A 16955-nucleotide genomic window follows, 5' to 3' on the forward strand; every position below is an offset into this window, starting at 1 on the left:
GGGGAGCCCCACCTGCCGACGGCGCCCGCATAGCGCAGCCGCATCAGCTTGTCCCGTGCGCCATGGGCCGGTCCCGCCTCGACGTACCTCGACCGGCCTGTCCGCCCCGCCTGTTGCCGCTGTCCGTCCACTCACCCTGCGTGCTGCCGAGCGCGAGCGGCTGGAACTGATGGCCTACGGCCACAAGACTGAGTACCGGCTGCGGATGCGCGCGCGGGCTGCCAGGGCACCTCAGAACAGGCCGCCGCTTGCGTGGATGGTCTGGCCGTTGATCCACGCGCCCTCGTCCGAGACCAGGAACGCGACCACCGATGCGATGTCGGCCGGCTCGCCCAGGCGGCCGAGGGGCGTCTGGCTACGGATGGACGCGGCCACGTCAGCCGGCATCTGAGCTTGCAGGGCCTCGGTGCGGGTAGCGCCGGGCAACACGCTGTTCACCGTGATCCCGCGCGGTCCGAGCTCGTGTGCCGCCGTCCGGGCCAGTTGCTCAGCTGCCGCTTTACTCGCGGCGTAGAGGCCCGCGCCGGGATGCGCCACGACGGTCGCACCGCTGGAGATCACGACGACCCGCCCACCGTGGCGCATGTGGAGTACGGCCTCCTTCAGGGCTCTGAAGACGGGCCGGGTGTTGATGGCGAAGTGCAGATCCAAGTCCTCGTCCGTGGCATCCGCCAGGGACGTGGGGCGCGCCATCCCCGTATTGCTGACGAGGACATCCAGCCCGCCGTACTCCGCAACGGCCGCCTCGAACAGAGAGCTCAGCTGCGTCGCGTCGCGCACATCGGCTCGCACCGCGGTGGCCCGTCCGCCCGCACGCTCGACGGCGGCCACGGCGTCCTTCGCCGCGACCGCGTCCGAGTGGTAGTTGACGATCACCCGCGCTCCATCCGCCCCCAACCGTTCGGCGACAGCGCGCCCGATCCCCCGGGACGCTCCCGTCACGACCGCGACCTTGCTGTTCATGCGTATGCCCGAGCCTCTCGAAAGGTGATGATGTCGATAGGTGAGATGCTCTCCTAAATTGTCGATGAGGTCAATCATCTAGACTCTCTCTCATGACCTCGCATGCCCTTGCCGCCGCCGTAACCACGCTGCACCGCGAGGCCGCCGCCCTCTACGCGCTCCTCGGACGCGAGTTCGGCCTGACCACTCAGCAGGCCCAGCTGCTGTGCGTCCTGACTTCCGATCGGCCGTCCTTCAGCGAACTGGCCGCCACTCTCGGCTGCGACAGGACCAATGTCACCGGCATGATCGACCGGCTGGAGAGGCGGGGGCTGCTGGCGAGGGAGCGCGACAGCGAGGACCGCAGGGTGCATCGCGTAACGGCCACCCAGGAGGGCGAACAGCTGATCGCGCGCCTACGGGATCGCTTCGCCGAATCGGTCGCCGACCGGTTCAGCCGTCTCACACCCGAGGAACATGACCGCCTCGCCGCCCTGGCGACCGCACTCACCCCCGGAACAGCACCGAACTCGAAACACTGATGGCCCTGGTCGGCGAACCGGCCGCTCCACGCCACCCCCCTGCGGCGCACCGCCGCTGTGCGCTCCACGGGCGCGGGGTTAGCGGCCCGCTCAACCGCCGTTCTGGTCGCCCAGCAGGTCCACGCCCCGGTCCAGCAGGCCGTGCAGGTGCAGGGCCAGCTGGAGCTCCAGCGCCCGGCCGGGACGCTGCCAGTCCGCCCCGATCAGCTGACCGATCCGCTCCAGGCGCTGCGCCACCGTGTTCACGTGGATGTGCAGGTCCTCCTTGGCGCGCGACAGGTTGCCCCCGGCGGCGAAGTACGCCCGCAGAGTCTCCACCAGCAGCGTTCCCCGCCTGGCGTCGTACTCCAGCAGCGGCCCGAGCGTCGCCGACACGAACCCCGGCACGTCCCGGTCCTGGCTCAGCAGCAGCCCCGAGAACCCCAGGTCCCCCGTGGTCGCCACGTCCCCCTCCCGTCCCAGCGCACGCAGCGTCTGGAGGCACCGGGCCGCCTCGGCGAACGCGTCCCCGAACGAGGCCGGACCGGCCGTCGGACCGGCCAGCCCCGCCGTCACGGGGCCGTTCACCGCACCCGACAGCTCGTCGGCCACCCGTCGGCCCACCGCCGACGGGTCCCTCCCGGGCAGCGCCAGCACCAGGCGGCCCGACCGGCTCCCGGCCAGTCCCCCGGTGGTCTCCGCGACGTGGGTCGCCGCCGAGCGCAACCGCCCCGGGTCCCCGCCCGGGGCCTCGGCCACCACCAGCACGTGCGGCGCGTCCAGGTCCGCGTGCAGCAGCGCGGCCCGCTGGCGCAGCGAAACCGGATCGCGCGCGGGCACCTCCAACAGCTCGTCCAGCAGGTCCCCGCGCAGCCTGTGCTCGGTCTCGCTCACCGAACGCCGGATGAGCAGCAGCAGCGCCGTCACCATCGCCGACCGCTCCAGGACGCGCTGGTCGGTGGAGTCCAGCTCCACCCCGCGCAGCACCAGCGTTCCCAGCGGCTCGGTCCCGGCCGCCGCCGTCGCCACCCACGCCCGGCCCGCCCGCACCGCGCGGCCGCTGGCCAGCGACGAGCGCACCGCCTCGGCCAGGTCCCCGTCGCCCGCGTCCCACGGGACGCCCTCCCGCACCACACCCTCCGGGCTGGCGGTCACCGAGGAGTCCGAGGTCGCGTCGTGGATCAGCACCGTGCCGCCCAGCACCTCGGCCACCGCCGCCGCGACCTCGCGCACGCCGCCGCCCCGCAGCACCAGGTCGGTCAACCGGTCGTGCGCCGCCGCCGACCGCTCCACCGACGCCGTGTGCCGCTGCAACCGCTCGTTGACGGTGTGCAGCTCGTCCAGGGCACGCCGGGTGTCGTCGATGAGGTTCGCGCTGTCGATCGCGATCGCCGCGTGCGCGGCCAGCGACGACAGCAGCGCCACCTCCGAGTGGGCGAAGGGGCGCTCGCGCCGGTTGGCGGCGAACAGCACGCCCACGTCGCGTCCGTTCATCTTCAGCGGCACGCCCAGGATGGCCACCAGGCCCTCGTCGCGCACCGCGTGGTCGATGTTCTCCGCGTGCGTGAACCGGGGATCGGCGAAGTAGTTCGCCGTCACGTACGGCAGGGCCGTGGTCGCCACCAGCCCGCCCAACCCCTTGCCCGGGGCCAGCCGCAACCGCTGGAACGCCGCCGACACCGACCCCGACGTCACCCGCATGTACGTGCCGCCCGCCTCCGGGTCGCTCAGCGTCAGGTACGCGGTGTCGGTGCCCAGCAGGTTGCGGGCCCGCTCCACGATCGCCTGGAGCACCTGGTCCAGACTGCGCATGCCCGCCAGGTCGTTGGCGGTCTCGAACAGCGCGCCCAGTTCCGACTCGCGCCGCCGCCGGTCGCGCATCACCGACCGCACCCGCAGCGCCGTCATCTTCGCGGCCTCCAGGGCGGCGACCACCTCCGGGTCGTCCCCGCGCGCCCGCGCGCGCAGCACCGGGCGCTCGTACTCCACGGCCGGGGCGTCGCGCAGCAGCAGGTCCAGGAACAGGGCCTGGCCGTCGGCGCCCGCGGCGCCGTCGTCGGCGGGGACACCGGTCGAACCGGACGTGGTGGTGTTCAGCTCGCGCTCCATGCTCCGTCCACGGGCAGGGAGGCGCCGTTGACGAACGACGCGTCCTCACCGCACAGGTAGGCGACCAGCTCGGCGACCTCGGAGGGCTCGATCAGCCGCTTGAGCGGGCTCCGGGCCAGCAGGACCTCCGAGAGCACCCGCTCCTCCGGAATGCCGTGCGCCGCCGCCTGGTCGGCGATCTGCCTCTCCACCAGCGGGGTGCGCACGTATCCGGGGTTCACACAGTTGGAGGTCACCCCGTGTGCGGCGCCCTCCAGGGCCACCACCTTCGAGAAGCCCTCCAGGCCGTGCTTGGCGGTCACGTAGGCCGACTTGTAGGCCGAGGCGCGCAGCCCGTGCACCGAGGAGATGTTGACGACGCGGCCCCACCCCCGTGCGTACATGTGGGGCAGGGCGCCGCGCACCACGCGGAACGGCGACTCGACCATGAGACGAAGGATGAGGGAGAAACGCTCCGGAGGGAAGTCCTGGACGGGCGCGACCGTCTGGACGCCCGCGTTGTTGACCACGACGTCCGCGCCCCGCGCGGCCTCCTCGGCGGCGTCCAGGTCGGTCAGATCCAGCTCCACCGCCTCGCCGACGCCCCGGTCGGCCAGTTCGTCCAGGGCCCGCCCGTCGAGGTCGACCATCCGGACCCGGGCTCCGGCGTCCGCCAGGCGCAGGGCGCACGCCCTGCCGATGCCGCTGGCCGCACCGGTCACCAGCGCGGTCCTTCCGGTGAGGTCGACCCGGGTGGTGCGGGGGTTCCCCGCCGTTCCGGGAACGGGGGGCCGGGTGGCCTGCCGCGCCGTGCCCGACGGGAACTCGTGCGTCGTCATGGAAGCAAACTAGGCGCGCCTCCGCGAGCGGGGGATAGGGGCACCGGACACACCCCCGGGCTCGGACATGTGCCCCGCGCCCATGGGCCGGAGGACGGCTGTGGGTTCCCCACTGGCGGCGGAGGTGTGACCGCTGTCTCCGCTACATGTTGTGTGGATCACATCAGGGCTAGGCTCCCGGCCAGATCCCCCGCTCACCGACCGGATCACCGGAGGCACCCCCCATGGACTCCACGGCACCACCCGCCAGCCGTCCCCTGCCAGCGACCGCCCTCTCCCTCACCGCGACCCTGGCCACCGTGGCCGTCATGGTCGCCGCCCTGCTGATCGCTCTGGCCCCGCGCGCCTCGGCGGCCACACTCACCCCGGTGCCCTCGTTCGGCGCCAACCCCGGCAACCTGGCGATGCACTCCTACGTTCCCGACGGCCTGCCCGCCGACGCGCCCCTGGTCGTGCTCCTGCACGGCTGCGCGCAGAACGCCGCCGCCTACCACGACCACTCCGGGTGGGCCGGGTACGCCGACGAGCACGGCTTCGCCCTCGTCTACCCCGAGCAGAGGCCGGCCAACAACGCCACCGGCTGCTTCAACTGGTTCCAGCCGGGAGACACCGCGCGCGACTCCGGCGAGGCCAGGTCGGTCCGCTCCATGGTCGGGCACGCCGTGTCCGCCCACGGCCTGGACGCCGACCGGGTGTACGTCTCCGGGCTCTCCGCCGGAGGCGCCATGGCGGGAGAACTCCTCGCCGCCTACCCCGACCTGTTCGCCGGGGGCAGCGTCGTCGCGGGAATCCCCGTGGGCTGCGCCAGCGGCATGATCGACGCCTTCGGCTGCATGAACCCCGGAAAGACGAGGAACCCGCAGCAGTGGGGCGACGAGGTCCGCGCCCAGAACCCCGGGTGGGACGGGCCCTGGCCGCGCGTCGCCGTCTGGCACGGCACCGCCGACACCACGGTCGCCCCCGCCAACGGCGAGGCGGTCGCGAGCCAGTGGACGAACGTCCACGGGCTGTCCGGCGCCCCCGACGCCACCGAGCGGCTGCCGGGCTCCACCACCGCCGCCTACCACGGCGGAGACGCGGCCACCGCGGCCGTCGCCCACTACACGGTCTCCGGCATGGGCCACGGCACCCCCGTCGACCCGTCCGCGGGCTGCGGCACCGCGGGCGCCTACTTCCTCGACACCGTCTGCTCGACCGGGTACACCGTCGACTTCTGGGGCATCGGCGACGGAGGCGGCCCCGTCCCGGACCCCACGGACCCGCCCACGGAGGAGCCGACCGACCCGCCGACCGGGCCGGGGACGTGCGTGAGGGACAGCAACTACGACCACGTGTCGGCGGGCCGCGCCGTCCAGCGCTCCGGGCTGGTCTACGCGGTCGGCTCCGGCGACGCGCTCGGCCTGTGGAACGTCTTCGTCACCACGTCGCTCACCGAGACCTCACCGGGCCACTGGGAGCACACGCCCGGAGGCTGCTAGGACCCGTTCCCGCCGCGTGCCAGGCGCCCGAAGTGGCTCACCGCCGCGCCCAGCGCGAAGTGCGCGGCCTGGTGCTCGGTCATCGGGACCACCCCTGCCGGGACGGTCACCCGGAAGGGGAACTCCTCGTCCGGCCGGATGCGGAAGTCGTCAATCACTCCCTGGGACAGGAGCATGGTCAGTGCCTCGCGGACCTGCCCACTGCGGTTGTCTGACGTCCAGATCGACATGTCCCCAACCCTAGCCCGGCGGCGGTCCCCCCTCGGGGGGAACGGCGAACACCCCCCCGGGCCGACGACGGATACGGGCGGGCCGCGACCGCGACCCGCCCGTGCTCCGGAGGACGGACACGACCCCCGTGGTGTCCGTCCCCGCCGCCCGCCGCTGCCGTCCGTCGTCCCCCGACGGCGGACGCGGCGGACGGAGTCCGTCGCGCCTCAGCCGCCCTCGGGCAGCTGGGCCTGTCCCGCGAGAACGTTCGCGGTCAGGCGGCGCAGCGCCAGCCTGGTGGCCTCGAACTCCTCCTCGGGGAGGTCGATGACCCTCCCGATCGCCTCCGGAATCCCCTCGGCGCGTGCCCTGAGCCGCCCGCCCTCCTCGGTGAGGGCGACGAGGACGGAGCGCTCGTCCCGCGGATCACGCCCCCGGACCAGCAGTCCCCGGGCCTCCAGCCGCTTGAGCAGCGGTGTGAGGGTCCCGTAGTCCAGCTGGAGTACGGAGCCGAAGTCCTTCACCCAGCACTCGCCGCGCTCCCAGAGGAGCATCATCACCAGGTACTGGGGATAGGTCAGCCCCAACGGCTCCAGCAGGGGCCGGTACAGGTTGGTGACCGCACGCGACGCCGCGTAGAGGGCGAAGCACATCTGCTCGTCTACTGCGGGAAGGGAGAAGCCGCCCGCGGGGGCGGGGGTTCGGTCGGCCATCGCCACCATCGTAGTTACCCGGCGCCCGATTTCCAAAGTCCGCAATTACCTTGCGTACAAAGAAAAGTGGTACCGCGTCCCCCAGGTGTGCCGCACGGGGTCGTCGCAGGTCGGAAGGGGCGCCGGTGCCGCGCACCCGAGTCCCCGCCGTCACACGGGACCGCCGCGCGGGAACGGCGCGCGTTCACGGAAGGCGGCGCGCCCCGACGGACGCCAGCAGCGCGGTGCCCCCCCCACCCACATCCGTCTCCGCACCCGCATCTGTCCCCCCACGCGCACCCGGCTGTCCCGGCGCCCGCGCGTCCGGCCGGGCGGTCACGCACTCCATCCGCGTGGCGTCTCCCGCACCCGGATTTGCGGCCCGGGCGGTCACGCACTCCACCCGCGCGGTGCCCCGCTGCCCGCACCCGTGCGTCCGGCCCGGGCGGGCACCAACCCCACCGACCTATCCGCGCTCCTCCCGACGGGGCAGCAGGCGCTTGACCACCTTGCCCGTGGCGTTGCGCGGCAGCTCGTCCACGACCACCACGTCGCGCGGCACCGAGAACCGCCCGAGCACCCGCCGCACGTGCGTCCGCACCTGATTCGGATCCACGCCCCGGCCCTCGTGCGGCACCACGTACGCCGCGAACCGCTGCCCGAACTCCTCGTCGGGCACACCCGTCACCACGACCTCACGCACCTCGGGAAGCGTCACGATCGCCTCCTCGACCGGCCGGGGGAACACGTTCTCCCCGCCCGAGACGATCATGTCGTCGTCCCGGCCCGCCACGTGCAGCAGTCCGTTCGCGTCCACGTGACCCCGGTCGCCGGTCTCCATCAACCCGTCCGCGACCCTCCTGCTCCGCCCGTCCGTGTAGCCGTCGAAGAGCATGTCGTTGCCGACGTGGATCGACCCCTCCGTCCCCGGAGGCACCTCCACCCCGCCGGGGTCCAGGACCGCGATCCGCGTCCCCAGGGGCGGACGGCCCGCCGTCGTCGGGGACAGCCGCATCTCCCCGGGAGTCGCGATCGTCGCCCACGACACCTCGGTCGACCCGTACAGGTTGTAGAGCACGTCCCCGAACGCGTCCATGAAACCCGTGATCAGCTGCGGGCTCATCGCCGAGCCGCTGCACGCCACGATCCGCAGCGACGACGTGTCGTACCGCTCGCGCGTGGACCGGGGCAGGTCCATGATCCGCCGCAGCATCACCGGCACCGCGAACAGCGCGGTGCACCGCTCCTCCTGGACCGTGCGCAGAGCGTCCTCCGGCTCGAACAGCCGCCTCATCACCAACGTCGCCCGCATCGACATGCCCAGCTGCACACCCGCCAGCCCCCACGTGTGGAAGATCGGCGCCGACACCAGGATGCGGTCCGAGGACCGCAGCGGGATGCGCGACAGCACCGACGCCGCGTCCTGCGGCCCCCTCGGAGTGGGCCTCCGCGCCCCCTTGGGCGCGCCCGTCGTCCCCGACGTCAGCACGACCAGACGGCCGGGGCGCTCCGGCGGCTCCGGATCGGACTCCGAGACCTCCCGCGCCCGCCACGGCACCCCCGGGCCCCCGTCGGAGGGCTCCCCCCAGGCCGTCACCCGCACGACACCGGGATCGAGCTCGGCGCACATCCCCTCGAACTCGGCGTCGGCGACGACCACCGACACCCCGTTGCCCCCCACGGCCGCGGCCAGCTGGCCCGCCGACAGCCCCGTGTTCAGCAGCACGGTGTCGGCGCCCAAGCGCCCGCAGGCCACCATCGTCTGCACGAAACCGCTGTGGTTGCGGCACAGCACGCCCACGCGCGCACCCGCGCCCACACCCGCGCGGCGCAGGTCCCTGGCCAGCTCGCGGCCGCGCAGGTCCATCTCGCGGAAGGTCGTGGGGCCCAGCTCGTCGACGACCGCGACGGCGTCGGGCACGCGCTCGTTCGCGGCGGCGTAGCCCCCGGCGATCGTGGCGCCCCACGTGCGCAGCGCGCGGAGCTGGCGGACGACCCTGTCGGGACGTCCCGGGCTGAGCACACCGGCGCGGACGAGCACCCGCACCGTTTCCAGGACGTGTCGCGTGCGGGAGGTGGCGTGCGGGCCTTCGGCGTTGGGCGCCATGGTGTCTCCGGGAGCTGACGGGGACGGGCGAAGCGTTCCGCGCCTCACCGGGGAGCCTTCGCCGCGTGACTCCCCGGAAGTACTGCGACCGTAGGCGAGGAACCCCCGCCGTTTCTCCGTCCCCGGATGAGTCCCCGCCGGCGCGCGGTTGTCACCCCCGTACGAAGGGCGGATGCGCGCGAACCCCTCGGGCACCGCGGCGGGGCCGCCGCGCGCACCGCACGGCGGCCCCGGGCAGCTGCCACGGTCGGTGGGGGCTAGCCGGTCACGGTGATGGGCGAGGACGGGGCGTCGGCGTTGGTCACCTCGTAGACCGCCTCGAAGGGGGCCTGCGTCGCGCTGGTCGGGCAGCCGAACCCGCCCGTCACCTCGACCGGGGCCGCGGTGTCGAAGGCCAGGGTCGAGGCGGGGGAGCCGTTGGTCCACGTGCCGCCGATGGCGGCGGCCGCGTCAGGGCTGACCGTCGCGGTGCACGAGGCCAGGCCGCTCGTGGTCACCACGATGCCCCCGGCCGGGATCACCATGGTGCCGACGGTCGGTGACCCGTGCTGCATGGTCATCTCCCACACGGGATCGGCCACGGTGACCGTCGCGGACACGAAGGGGACGTTGGTCGAGCAGTCCGTGAAGTCCGGCGCGTTGATGGTCGAGGAGACCGCGCCACCGGGGTTGTGGTTGCCGGGAGCCGTGGGAACCAGGTTGTTCCCGTTGCCCGGAGAGGTGGACGACGCGTCGCAGGTCACCACGACGCTGCCGGCGGTGAAGGTGGCGCTGCCGCTCAGAGCGGCCTCGAAGGCCGCACCGGCGGGCGTCACCGTGGTCGGACCCTGCTGGGCGGAGGCGCTACCGCCCCAGGCCAGGGCCAGGACACCCGCCGCAGCCGTCGCCAGGAGGGCGCGGGCGGGGGATATCGGTCGCGGAACCGACATGGGTACTCCTTGTGTGTGGCGGCCGGACGGCACACGGATGCGCCGCACGGCGGGGTCGGGGGGTTGTACGCGCCGAATCGGTAGACGTGGTTTTCCTGTGGCCTCCGGGAACACACGGGCCCGTGACGCTCTCCGCGCGTGTCCCCGGTGGTACGGGGGCCGGTTCAGTCCCCGGCTCGGGTGTCCGGAGGGGCCTCCACGCCCTCCTCCTCCCGGCGCCTCCGTCGTCGTCCCCTCCGCCGGGGCGGCCGGGCGACCGGCCGCCAGGAGAAGGCCAGTCCGCCACCGGCCAGCGCCAGCAGGGTGCCGACCACCAGACCGCCCAGGTTGGACAGGATGAGCGCGCCCAGACCGAGGAACCCGGCCAGCGAACCGGTGATGACGTGCTGGTTCGGGGTGAACCAGGTGACCAGGCCCAGAACGGCGAGCATGCCGCCGAACATCAGCGAGGAGACCCCGCCGACACCGGTCTGGATCATCAGCTCCACCGGCATCGCGACGAGCGAGGCCATGACGGCGCCGGAGAGGATCATCAGGAGCCCTCCCGCGAAGGGGCGGCGCTTGCGCCATCCGCGCCAGCGCGCGCCCGCGCTCCGCGACGGCTTCAGAAGCACTCGTCGTCCCCCATGCTGATGCCCAAGCTCAGGCCGGAGAGACGGAAGGTCCCGGCGCTGGCGGCCCTGGCCGTCTGCTCCAGGTCCTCGATCACGATGGTGTCGGACTGCATGCCGAACAGGTCGTCGAACCCCCGCGACCCCTGCGGGCCCTGGTCGAGGGTGCCCGCGTCGCGGCCGATCTCGATGTCCTCGAACGAGGCGTTGCCGTCCATCTGCGACATGTCGATCACCAGGTTCTCCGCGACGACCGGGGTGCCCCGGTCACCGGCGGTCAGCCGGAGCGAGATCTGTCCGACGATGGGGAACTCGGTCAGGACCGACTGGCACAGCCCCTGGATCTCGGCCTCGCGGATCCCGGCGACGGCCACCGGCACGGCCTCCTCGCGGACCGTCTGGTCCAGCCAGCCGTACTGGACGAAGCCCTCGCCGTTCAGCTCCTCCGCGGAGATCTTGAAGTCCTGACCGGAGACGGTGAAGGAGGCGGCGAGGGCGCCCTGAGCCATGGCGACCAGGATGCCGCCCACGGCCGCGCCCGCCGGGATCGAGAAGAGCGCGAAGCGCTTCCAGCTGGTGTGGCTCTCGGGGGTGTCGGGGGATGTGGTGTCCATGCATGTCCTTCCGTGGGTGCATGGCCGCGCTGCGCCTGCCGTCCCCCCGAACCTTCGGCACGCGGCCTGGTCGCGGTCGTCCCCGTCCCTCGGGGCGCCGGACCAGAGTCCGTTCCGGTAACGCTGCACATCATGTATTGCATCCGGGGGGATTTCAAGGGCCTTCTTCGAACTTTCCCGCCTTTTCCGATTTTCACGCCAAACACGGGTGTGGCACCGTTAAGAGCCGACCTGAGCTGCGCAAACGCGCGAATGTGCTTGTCGGGGACGAGGTGTGGCATTTGGCTGTGAGCGCTCTTTGTCATTCCGGTGAGCGTTCTTCCGCACCGGCCTTCTCAGCCGGGTGAGTCGTCGGTGCCCACTCCAGCCCGCCCGCGCCCGGGTGCGCGCGTGAGGCGATGTGTGAGCGGCGACACGTGGGCTGCGGTTTGCTCGGTGTTCACGAGGGGGGTAGTGTTCTCCGAGTCGCCACGGGACGGCGAGCGGCCTTCGGGCCGACTCGGAACCGGACCGGGTCCGGCGGCACCCTCCTTCCTCTCAACCGAACCGGTTCGAGCACCGCTCTGCATCGGCTAGGCTTCGGGAGGCGCTTCCAAGGAAACACGGAAGCGAAACAGGAAACGGGCTTTACCCCGATCAGAAACACCCCAAACCGCCGATTTGGCGGGGCGCGGAACACCTGATAAAGTAAAGACACAACAAAGCGGAAACGCACAACGCCTTCGGCGGAAAAGCTCACAGGAGCTTGTACACGAAGAGCGCTTGTTTCTTGAGAACTCAACAGCGCGTGTTTGATTTTCTTTAAGCCATGTTTGTTTTGGCCCCGTCACACAGAACCACTCGGTTCGTGTGCGGAGGTTCCTTTGATTAGCCGGGGTGACCCGGTTGGTCAGGATTACTTCTAGGTTTACCCGCCCAGGCCTCACGGCCGGGTCGGGTTGAGTGACCTTTATGGAGAGTTTGATCCTGGCTCAGGACGAACGCTGGCGGCGTGCTTAACACATGCAAGTCGAGCGGTAAGGCCCTTCGGGGTACACGAGCGGCGAACGGGTGAGTAACACGTGAGCAACCTGCCCCTGACTCTGGGATAAGCGGTGGAAACGCCGTCTAATACCGGATACGACCCGCCACCTCATGGTGGAGGGTGGAAAGTTTTTCGGTCAGGGATGGGCTCGCGGCCTATCAGCTTGTTGGTGGGGTAACGGCCTACCAAGGCGATTACGGGTAGCCGGCCTGAGAGGGCGACCGGCCACACTGGGACTGAGACACGGCCCAGACTCCTGCGGGAGGCAGCAGTGGGGAATATTGCGCAATGGGCGAAAGCCTGACGCAGCGACGCCGCGTGGGGGATGACGGCCTTCGGGTTGTAAACCTCTTTTACCACCAACGCAGGCTTCCAGTTCTCTGGAGGTTGACGGTAGGTGGGGAATAAGGACCGGCTAACTACGTGCCAGCAGCCGCGGTAATACGTAGGGTCCGAGCGTTGTCCGGAATTATTGGGCGTAAAGAGCTCGTAGGCGGCGTGTCGCGTCTGCTGTGAAAGACCGGGGCTTAACTCCGGTTCTGCAGTGGATACGGGCATGCTAGAGGTAGGTAGGGGAGACTGGAATTCCTGGTGTAGCGGTGAAATGCGCAGATATCAGGAGGAACACCGGTGGCGAAGGCGGGTCTCTGGGCCTTACCTGACGCTGAGGAGCGAAAGCATGGGGAGCGAACAGGATTAGATACCCTGGTAGTCCATGCCGTAAACGTTGGGCGCTAGGTGTGGGGACTTTCCACGGTTTCCGCGCCGTAGCTAACGCATTAAGCGCCCCGCCTGGGGAGTACGGCCGCAAGGCTAAAACTCAAAGGAATTGACGGGGGCCCGCACAAGCGGCGGAGCATGTTGCTTAATTCGACGCAACGCGAAGAACCTTACCAAGGTTTGACATCACCCGTGGACTCGCAGAGATGTGAGGTCATTTAGTTGGCGGGTGACAGGTGGTGCATGGCTGTCGTCAGCTCGTGTCGTGAGATGTTGGGTTAAGTCCCGCAACGAGCGCAACCCTTGTTCCATGTTGCCAGCACGTAATGGTGGGGACTCATGGGAGACTGCCGGGGTCAACTCGGAGGAAGGTGGGGATGACGTCAAGTCATCATGCCCCTTATGTCTTGGGCTGCAAACATGCTACAATGGCCGGTACAATGGGCGTGCGATACCGTAAGGTGGAGCGAATCCCTAAAAGCCGGTCTCAGTTCGGATTGGGGTCTGCAACTCGACCCCATGAAGGTGGAGTCGCTAGTAATCGCGGATCAGCAACGCCGCGGTGAATACGTTCCCGGGCCTTGTACACACCGCCCGTCACGTCATGAAAGTCGGCAACACCCGAAACTTGCGGCCTAACCCCTTGTGGGAGGGAGTGAGTGAAGGTGGGGCTGGCGATTGGGACGAAGTCGTAACAAGGTAGCCGTACCGGAAGGTGCGGCTGGATCACCTCCTTTCTAAGGAGTCTTTACAGGCCAACGCCTTTCCTAATGTTGGCCGGACTCGAAAGTGGACCCGGCATCCTTCGGGGTGTTTGGGAGTGGCTGAAGATAGATCGAACTTGACCTCGGGCGACTAGAAGCGTCCGGGGGCGCGCTGTTGGGTGTCTGAGGAAACAACCTCTGCTCCGTAGGGAGTGGGTGTTGGTTCCCGCGGACCGCCTCCGAGAACTCTCGGGTCCTTGCCGTTGTGGTTGGGGATGTGAGTGGTGTTGGGGTATGCGGTTGGTGTTTTGATTTGTGAATAGTGTGCGCGAGCATCTTATTATCTGTAGTGGCCAAGTGATAGTGGCACACGGTGGATGCCTTGGCACCAGGCGCCGATGAAGGACGTGGGAGGCCGCGATAGGCCACGGGGAGCTGTCAACCGAGCTGTGATCCGTGGGTGTCCGAATGGGGAAACCTAGCCCGAGTTGTGTCGGGTTGCCGCCATCTGAATGTATAGGGTGGTTGGTGGTGACGCGGGGAAGTGAAACATCTCAGTACCCGCAGGAAGAGTAAACAACAGTGATTCTCCTAGTAGTGGTGAGCGAACGGGGAAGAGGCTAAACCGTAGGCGTGTGATAGACGGCAGTCGTTGCGTTTGCGGGGTTGTGGGACATATCTGTTCAGGTCTGCCGGCCTGGAGCGTTGATGTCGGTGTTAGTTGAAACCGTTGGGAAGCGGTACCGGAGTGGGTGAGAGTCCCGTAGATGAAGGTACCGGCTAGACGTTGATGTGTTCCCGAGTAGCGCGGAGCCCGTGAAAGTCCGTGTGAATCTGGCAGGACCACCTGCTAAGCCAAAATACGTCCTGGTGACCGATAGTGCACTAGTACCGTGAGGGAAAGGTGAAAAGTGCCCCGGTGAGGGGTCGTGAAATAGTACCTGAAACCGTGTGCTGTCAAGCCGTCAGAGCTGAAGCTTGTCTTTGGTGATGGCGTGCCTTTTGAAGAATGAGCCTGCGAGTCATGGTGTGTGGCGAGGTTAACCCGGGTGGGGTAGCCGTAGGGAAACCGAGTCTGAATAGGGCGATTTGAGTCGCATGCTGTGGACCCGAAGCGGAGTGATCTACCCATGTCCAGGGTGAAGCGGGGGTAAGACCTCGTGGAGGCCCGAACCCACCAGGGTTGAAAACCTGGGGGATGAGGTGTGGGTAGGGGTGAAAGGCCAATCAAACTCCGTGATAGCTGGTTCTCCCCGAAATGCATTTAGGTGCAGCGTCGCGTGTTTCTTGCTGGAGGTAGAGCTACTGTTTGGCTGATGGGCCCGACAAGGTTACTGACGTCAGACAAACTCCGAATGCCGGTTAAGTGAAGCGTGGCAGTGAGACTGCGGGGGATAAGCTTCGTAGTCGAGAGGGAAACAGCCCAGATCATCAGCTAAGGCCCCTAAGCGTGTGCTAAGTGGGAAAGGTTGTGGAGTTGCTGAGACAACCAGGAGGTTGGCTTAGAAGCAGCCATCCTTTAAAGAGTGCGTAATAGCTCACTGGTCAAGTGGTTCTGCGCCGATAATGTAGCGGGGCTAAAGCACACCGCCGAAGCTGTGAAGCTCAAGACTAGTTTCTTGGGTTGGTAGGGGAGCGTCGTGCGTCCGGTGAAGCTGCCGAGTGATCGTGTGGTGGAGGGCGTGCGAGTGAGAATGCAGGCATGAGTAGCGATAGCAACGTGAGAAACGTTGCCGCCGATTGACTAAGGGTTCCTGGGGCAGGTTAATCCGCCCAGGGTGAGTCTGGACCTAAGGCGAGGCCGACAGGCGTAGTCGATGGATAACGGGTTGATATTCCCGTACCCGTGCACGAGCGTCCAGTACTGAATCAGGTGATGCTAACCACGCTGGTGGTCTTGGGTCCCTTCGGGGAGCTTTGACTTACTGGTCTGGGAACCGAGCTTGTAGTAGGTAAGTGATGGGGTGACGCAGGAGGGTAGCTCTACCCGGCGGTGGTTGTCCGGGGGTAAGCGTGTAGGCTGAGAGGTTGGCAAATCCGCCTCTTATATGAGCTGAGACGTGATGCCGAGCCGTTTTTGGTGAAGTGAGTGATCCCATGCTGTCGAGAAAAGCCTCTAGCGAGTTCGTGTGTGGCCAGTACCCTAAACCGACGCAGGTGGTCAGGTAGAGAATACCGAGGCGTTCGGGTGAACCATGGTTAAGGAACTCGGCAAATTGTCCCCGTAACTTTGGGAGAAGGGGAGCCCTGTCTGGTGACGGATCTTGCATCCTGAGCTGGGTGGGGTCGCAGATAGCGGGGGGAAGCGACTGTTTATTAAAAACACAGGTCCGTGCGAAGTCGTAAGACGCTGTATACGGACTGACGCCTGCCCGGTGCTGGAACGTTAAGAGGACTGGTTAGTGGGGGTTCGCCCTTGCGAAGCTGGGAATCTAAGCGCCAGTAAACGGCGGTGGTAACTATAACCATCCTAAGGTAGCGAAATTCCTTGTCGGGTAAGTTCCGACCTGCACGAATGGCGTAACGACTTCCCCACTGTCTCAACCATGGGCCCGGTGAAATTGCACTACGAGTAAAGATGCTCGTTTCGCGCAGCAGGACGGAAAGACCCCGGGACCTTCACTATAGCTTGACATTGGTGTTTGGGATGGTTTGTGTAGGATAGGTGGGAGCCGGTGAAGCTGTCACGCTAGTGGCGGTGGAGGCGTTGGTGAAATACCACTCTGACTGTTTCGGGCATCTAACTTTGGACCGTGATCCGGTTCGGGGACAGTGTCTGGTGGGTAGTTTAACTGGGGCGGTTGCCTCCCAAAGAGTAACGGAGGCGCCCAAAGGTTCCCTCAGCCTGGTTGGTAATCAGGTGTTGAGTGTAAGTGCACAAGGGAGCTTGACTGTGAGACGGACGTGTCGAGCAGGAGCGAAAGCTGGGACTAGTGATCCGGCACCGGCGTGTGGAAGCGGTGTCGCTCAACGGCTAAAAGGTACCCCGGGGATAACAGGCTGATCTTCCCCAAGAGTCCATATCGACGGGATGGTTTGGCACCTCGATGTCGGCTCGTCGCATCCTGGGGCTGGAGTTGGTCCCAAGGGTTGGGCTGTTCGCCCATTAAAGCGGCACGCGAGCTGGGTTTAGAACGTCGTGAGACAGTTCGGTCCCTATCCGCTGTGCGCGTTGGAGACTTGAGAAGGGCTGTCCCTAGTACGAGAGGACCGGGACGGACGAACCTCTGGTGTGCCAGTTGTCCTGCCAAGGGCATGGCTGGTTGGCTACGTTCGGGAGGGATAACCGCTGAAAGCATCTAAGCGGGAAGCTTGCTTCGAGATGAGGTCTCCTGCCTCCTTGAGGGGGTAAGGCTCCCTATAGACGATGGGGTTGATAGGCCGGGTGTGGAAGCCTTGTGAGGGGTGGAGCTGACCGGTACTAATAGGCCGAGGGCTTGTCCGCTGCAGATAATTGGATGTTCGCGCACACTTTT

General features: G+C 67.8%; 11 protein-coding genes and 2 rRNA genes. 4 read left to right on the forward strand and 9 right to left on the reverse strand.

All coding sequences use genetic code 11. From position 1 onward, the window contains the following. Window positions 1–231 precede the first annotated feature (231 nt). On the reverse strand, window positions 232–1041 hold the full coding sequence (locus NDAS_RS00210) for an SDR family oxidoreductase (protein ID WP_232051611.1): 810 nt from the start codon (window positions 1039–1041) through the stop codon (window positions 232–234). Between the two features lie 14 nt (window positions 1042–1055). On the opposite strand from NDAS_RS00210, the gene NDAS_RS00215 reads away from it, so the two are divergent. Continuing rightward, window positions 1056–1484, forward strand: a complete 429-nt coding sequence (locus NDAS_RS00215; RefSeq protein ID WP_013151104.1) for a MarR family winged helix-turn-helix transcriptional regulator — start codon at window positions 1056–1058, stop codon at window positions 1482–1484. A 90-nt stretch (window positions 1485–1574) separates the two neighbouring features. Here the strand turns inward: NDAS_RS00215 and NDAS_RS00220 are convergent, their stop codons facing one another. Next, on the reverse strand, window positions 1575–3572 hold the full coding sequence (locus NDAS_RS00220; protein WP_013151105.1) for a helix-turn-helix domain-containing protein: 1998 nt from the start codon (window positions 3570–3572) through the stop codon (window positions 1575–1577). Next, on the reverse strand, window positions 3557–4390 hold the full coding sequence (locus NDAS_RS00225; protein WP_013151106.1) for a 3-hydroxybutyrate dehydrogenase: 834 nt from the start codon (window positions 4388–4390) through the stop codon (window positions 3557–3559). Before NDAS_RS00225 ends, NDAS_RS00220 begins: the two co-directional genes overlap by 16 nt. A 224-nt stretch (window positions 4391–4614) precedes the next feature. On the opposite strand from NDAS_RS00225, the gene NDAS_RS00230 reads away from it, so the two are divergent. Then, window positions 4615–5868, forward strand: a complete 1254-nt coding sequence (locus NDAS_RS00230) for an extracellular catalytic domain type 1 short-chain-length polyhydroxyalkanoate depolymerase (protein ID WP_013151107.1) — start codon at window positions 4615–4617, stop codon at window positions 5866–5868. Here the strand turns inward: NDAS_RS00230 and NDAS_RS00235 are convergent. From NDAS_RS00235 to NDAS_RS00260, 6 genes are all read right to left on the reverse strand, one after another. Further along, window positions 5865–6098: a hypothetical protein gene (locus NDAS_RS00235; RefSeq protein ID WP_013151108.1), complete on the reverse strand. Its 234-nt coding sequence runs from the start codon at window positions 6096–6098 to the stop codon at window positions 5865–5867. The genes NDAS_RS00230 and NDAS_RS00235 overlap by 4 nt on opposite strands. 207 nt (window positions 6099–6305) lie before the next feature. Beyond that, complete coding sequence (locus NDAS_RS00240; protein ID WP_013151109.1) at window positions 6306–6800, reverse strand: MarR family winged helix-turn-helix transcriptional regulator; 495 nt, start codon at window positions 6798–6800, stop codon at window positions 6306–6308. Window positions 6801–7236: 436 nt separating this feature from the next. After that, window positions 7237–8877: an AMP-binding protein gene (locus tag NDAS_RS00245; protein ID WP_013151110.1), complete on the reverse strand. Its 1641-nt coding sequence runs from the start codon at window positions 8875–8877 to the stop codon at window positions 7237–7239. A 257-nt stretch (window positions 8878–9134) separates the two neighbouring features. Further along, a complete protein-coding gene (locus tag NDAS_RS00250; protein WP_013151111.1) occupies window positions 9135–9806 on the reverse strand; it encodes a hypothetical protein in 672 nt (223 codons plus the stop codon). 164 nt (window positions 9807–9970) lie between these two features. Beyond that, window positions 9971–10339, reverse strand: coding sequence for a DUF6114 domain-containing protein (locus tag NDAS_RS00255; protein ID WP_013151112.1), 369 nt, complete (start codon window positions 10337–10339; stop codon window positions 9971–9973). Between the two features lie 71 nt (window positions 10340–10410). After that, on the reverse strand, window positions 10411–11031 hold the full coding sequence (locus tag NDAS_RS00260) for a DUF6230 family protein (RefSeq protein WP_013151113.1): 621 nt from the start codon (window positions 11029–11031) through the stop codon (window positions 10411–10413). A gap of 948 nt (window positions 11032–11979) precedes the next feature. Between NDAS_RS00260 and NDAS_RS00265 the strand changes: the two genes are divergently transcribed. Both NDAS_RS00265 and NDAS_RS00270 read left to right on the forward strand, forming a co-directional pair. Continuing rightward, window positions 11980–13512 (forward strand): 16S ribosomal RNA (locus tag NDAS_RS00265). A gap of 317 nt (window positions 13513–13829) precedes the next feature. Continuing rightward, window positions 13830–16925, forward strand: a 23S ribosomal RNA gene (locus NDAS_RS00270). Together the 16S and 23S rRNA genes form the textbook arrangement of a ribosomal RNA operon. Window positions 16926–16955: the final 30 nt, after the last annotated feature.

This window comes from Nocardiopsis dassonvillei subsp. dassonvillei DSM 43111, from assembly GCF_000092985.1.
GTDB lineage: Bacteria > Actinomycetota > Actinomycetes > Streptosporangiales > Streptosporangiaceae > Nocardiopsis > Nocardiopsis dassonvillei.

Excerpts from the sequence above, each read along its gene's own strand:
- NDAS_RS00240 (WP_013151109.1), bottom strand. The coding sequence starts at position 6,800 with ATGGTGGCGATGGCCGACCGAACCCCCGCCCCCGCGGGCGGCTTCTCC.
- NDAS_RS00260 (WP_013151113.1), bottom strand. The coding sequence starts at position 11,031 with ATGGACACCACATCCCCCGACACCCCCGAGAGCCACACCAGCTGGAAG.
- NDAS_RS00220 (WP_013151105.1), bottom strand. The coding sequence starts at position 3,572 with ATGGAGCGCGAGCTGAACACCACCACGTCCGGTTCGACCGGTGTCCCC.
- NDAS_RS00250 (WP_013151111.1), bottom strand. The coding sequence starts at position 9,806 with ATGTCGGTTCCGCGACCGATATCCCCCGCCCGCGCCCTCCTGGCGACG.
- NDAS_RS00245 (WP_013151110.1), bottom strand. The coding sequence starts at position 8,877 with ATGGCGCCCAACGCCGAAGGCCCGCACGCCACCTCCCGCACGCGACAC.
- NDAS_RS00255 (WP_013151112.1), bottom strand. The coding sequence starts at position 10,339 with ATGATCCTCTCCGGCGCCGTCATGGCCTCGCTCGTCGCGATGCCGGTG.
- NDAS_RS00230 (WP_013151107.1), top strand. The coding sequence starts at position 4,615 with ATGGACTCCACGGCACCACCCGCCAGCCGTCCCCTGCCAGCGACCGCC.
- NDAS_RS00215 (WP_013151104.1), top strand. The coding sequence starts at position 1,056 with ATGACCTCGCATGCCCTTGCCGCCGCCGTAACCACGCTGCACCGCGAG.
- NDAS_RS00210 (WP_232051611.1), bottom strand. The coding sequence starts at position 1,041 with ATGATTGACCTCATCGACAATTTAGGAGAGCATCTCACCTATCGACAT.
- NDAS_RS00235 (WP_013151108.1), bottom strand. The coding sequence starts at position 6,098 with ATGTCGATCTGGACGTCAGACAACCGCAGTGGGCAGGTCCGCGAGGCA.
- NDAS_RS00225 (WP_013151106.1), bottom strand. The coding sequence starts at position 4,390 with ATGACGACGCACGAGTTCCCGTCGGGCACGGCGCGGCAGGCCACCCGG.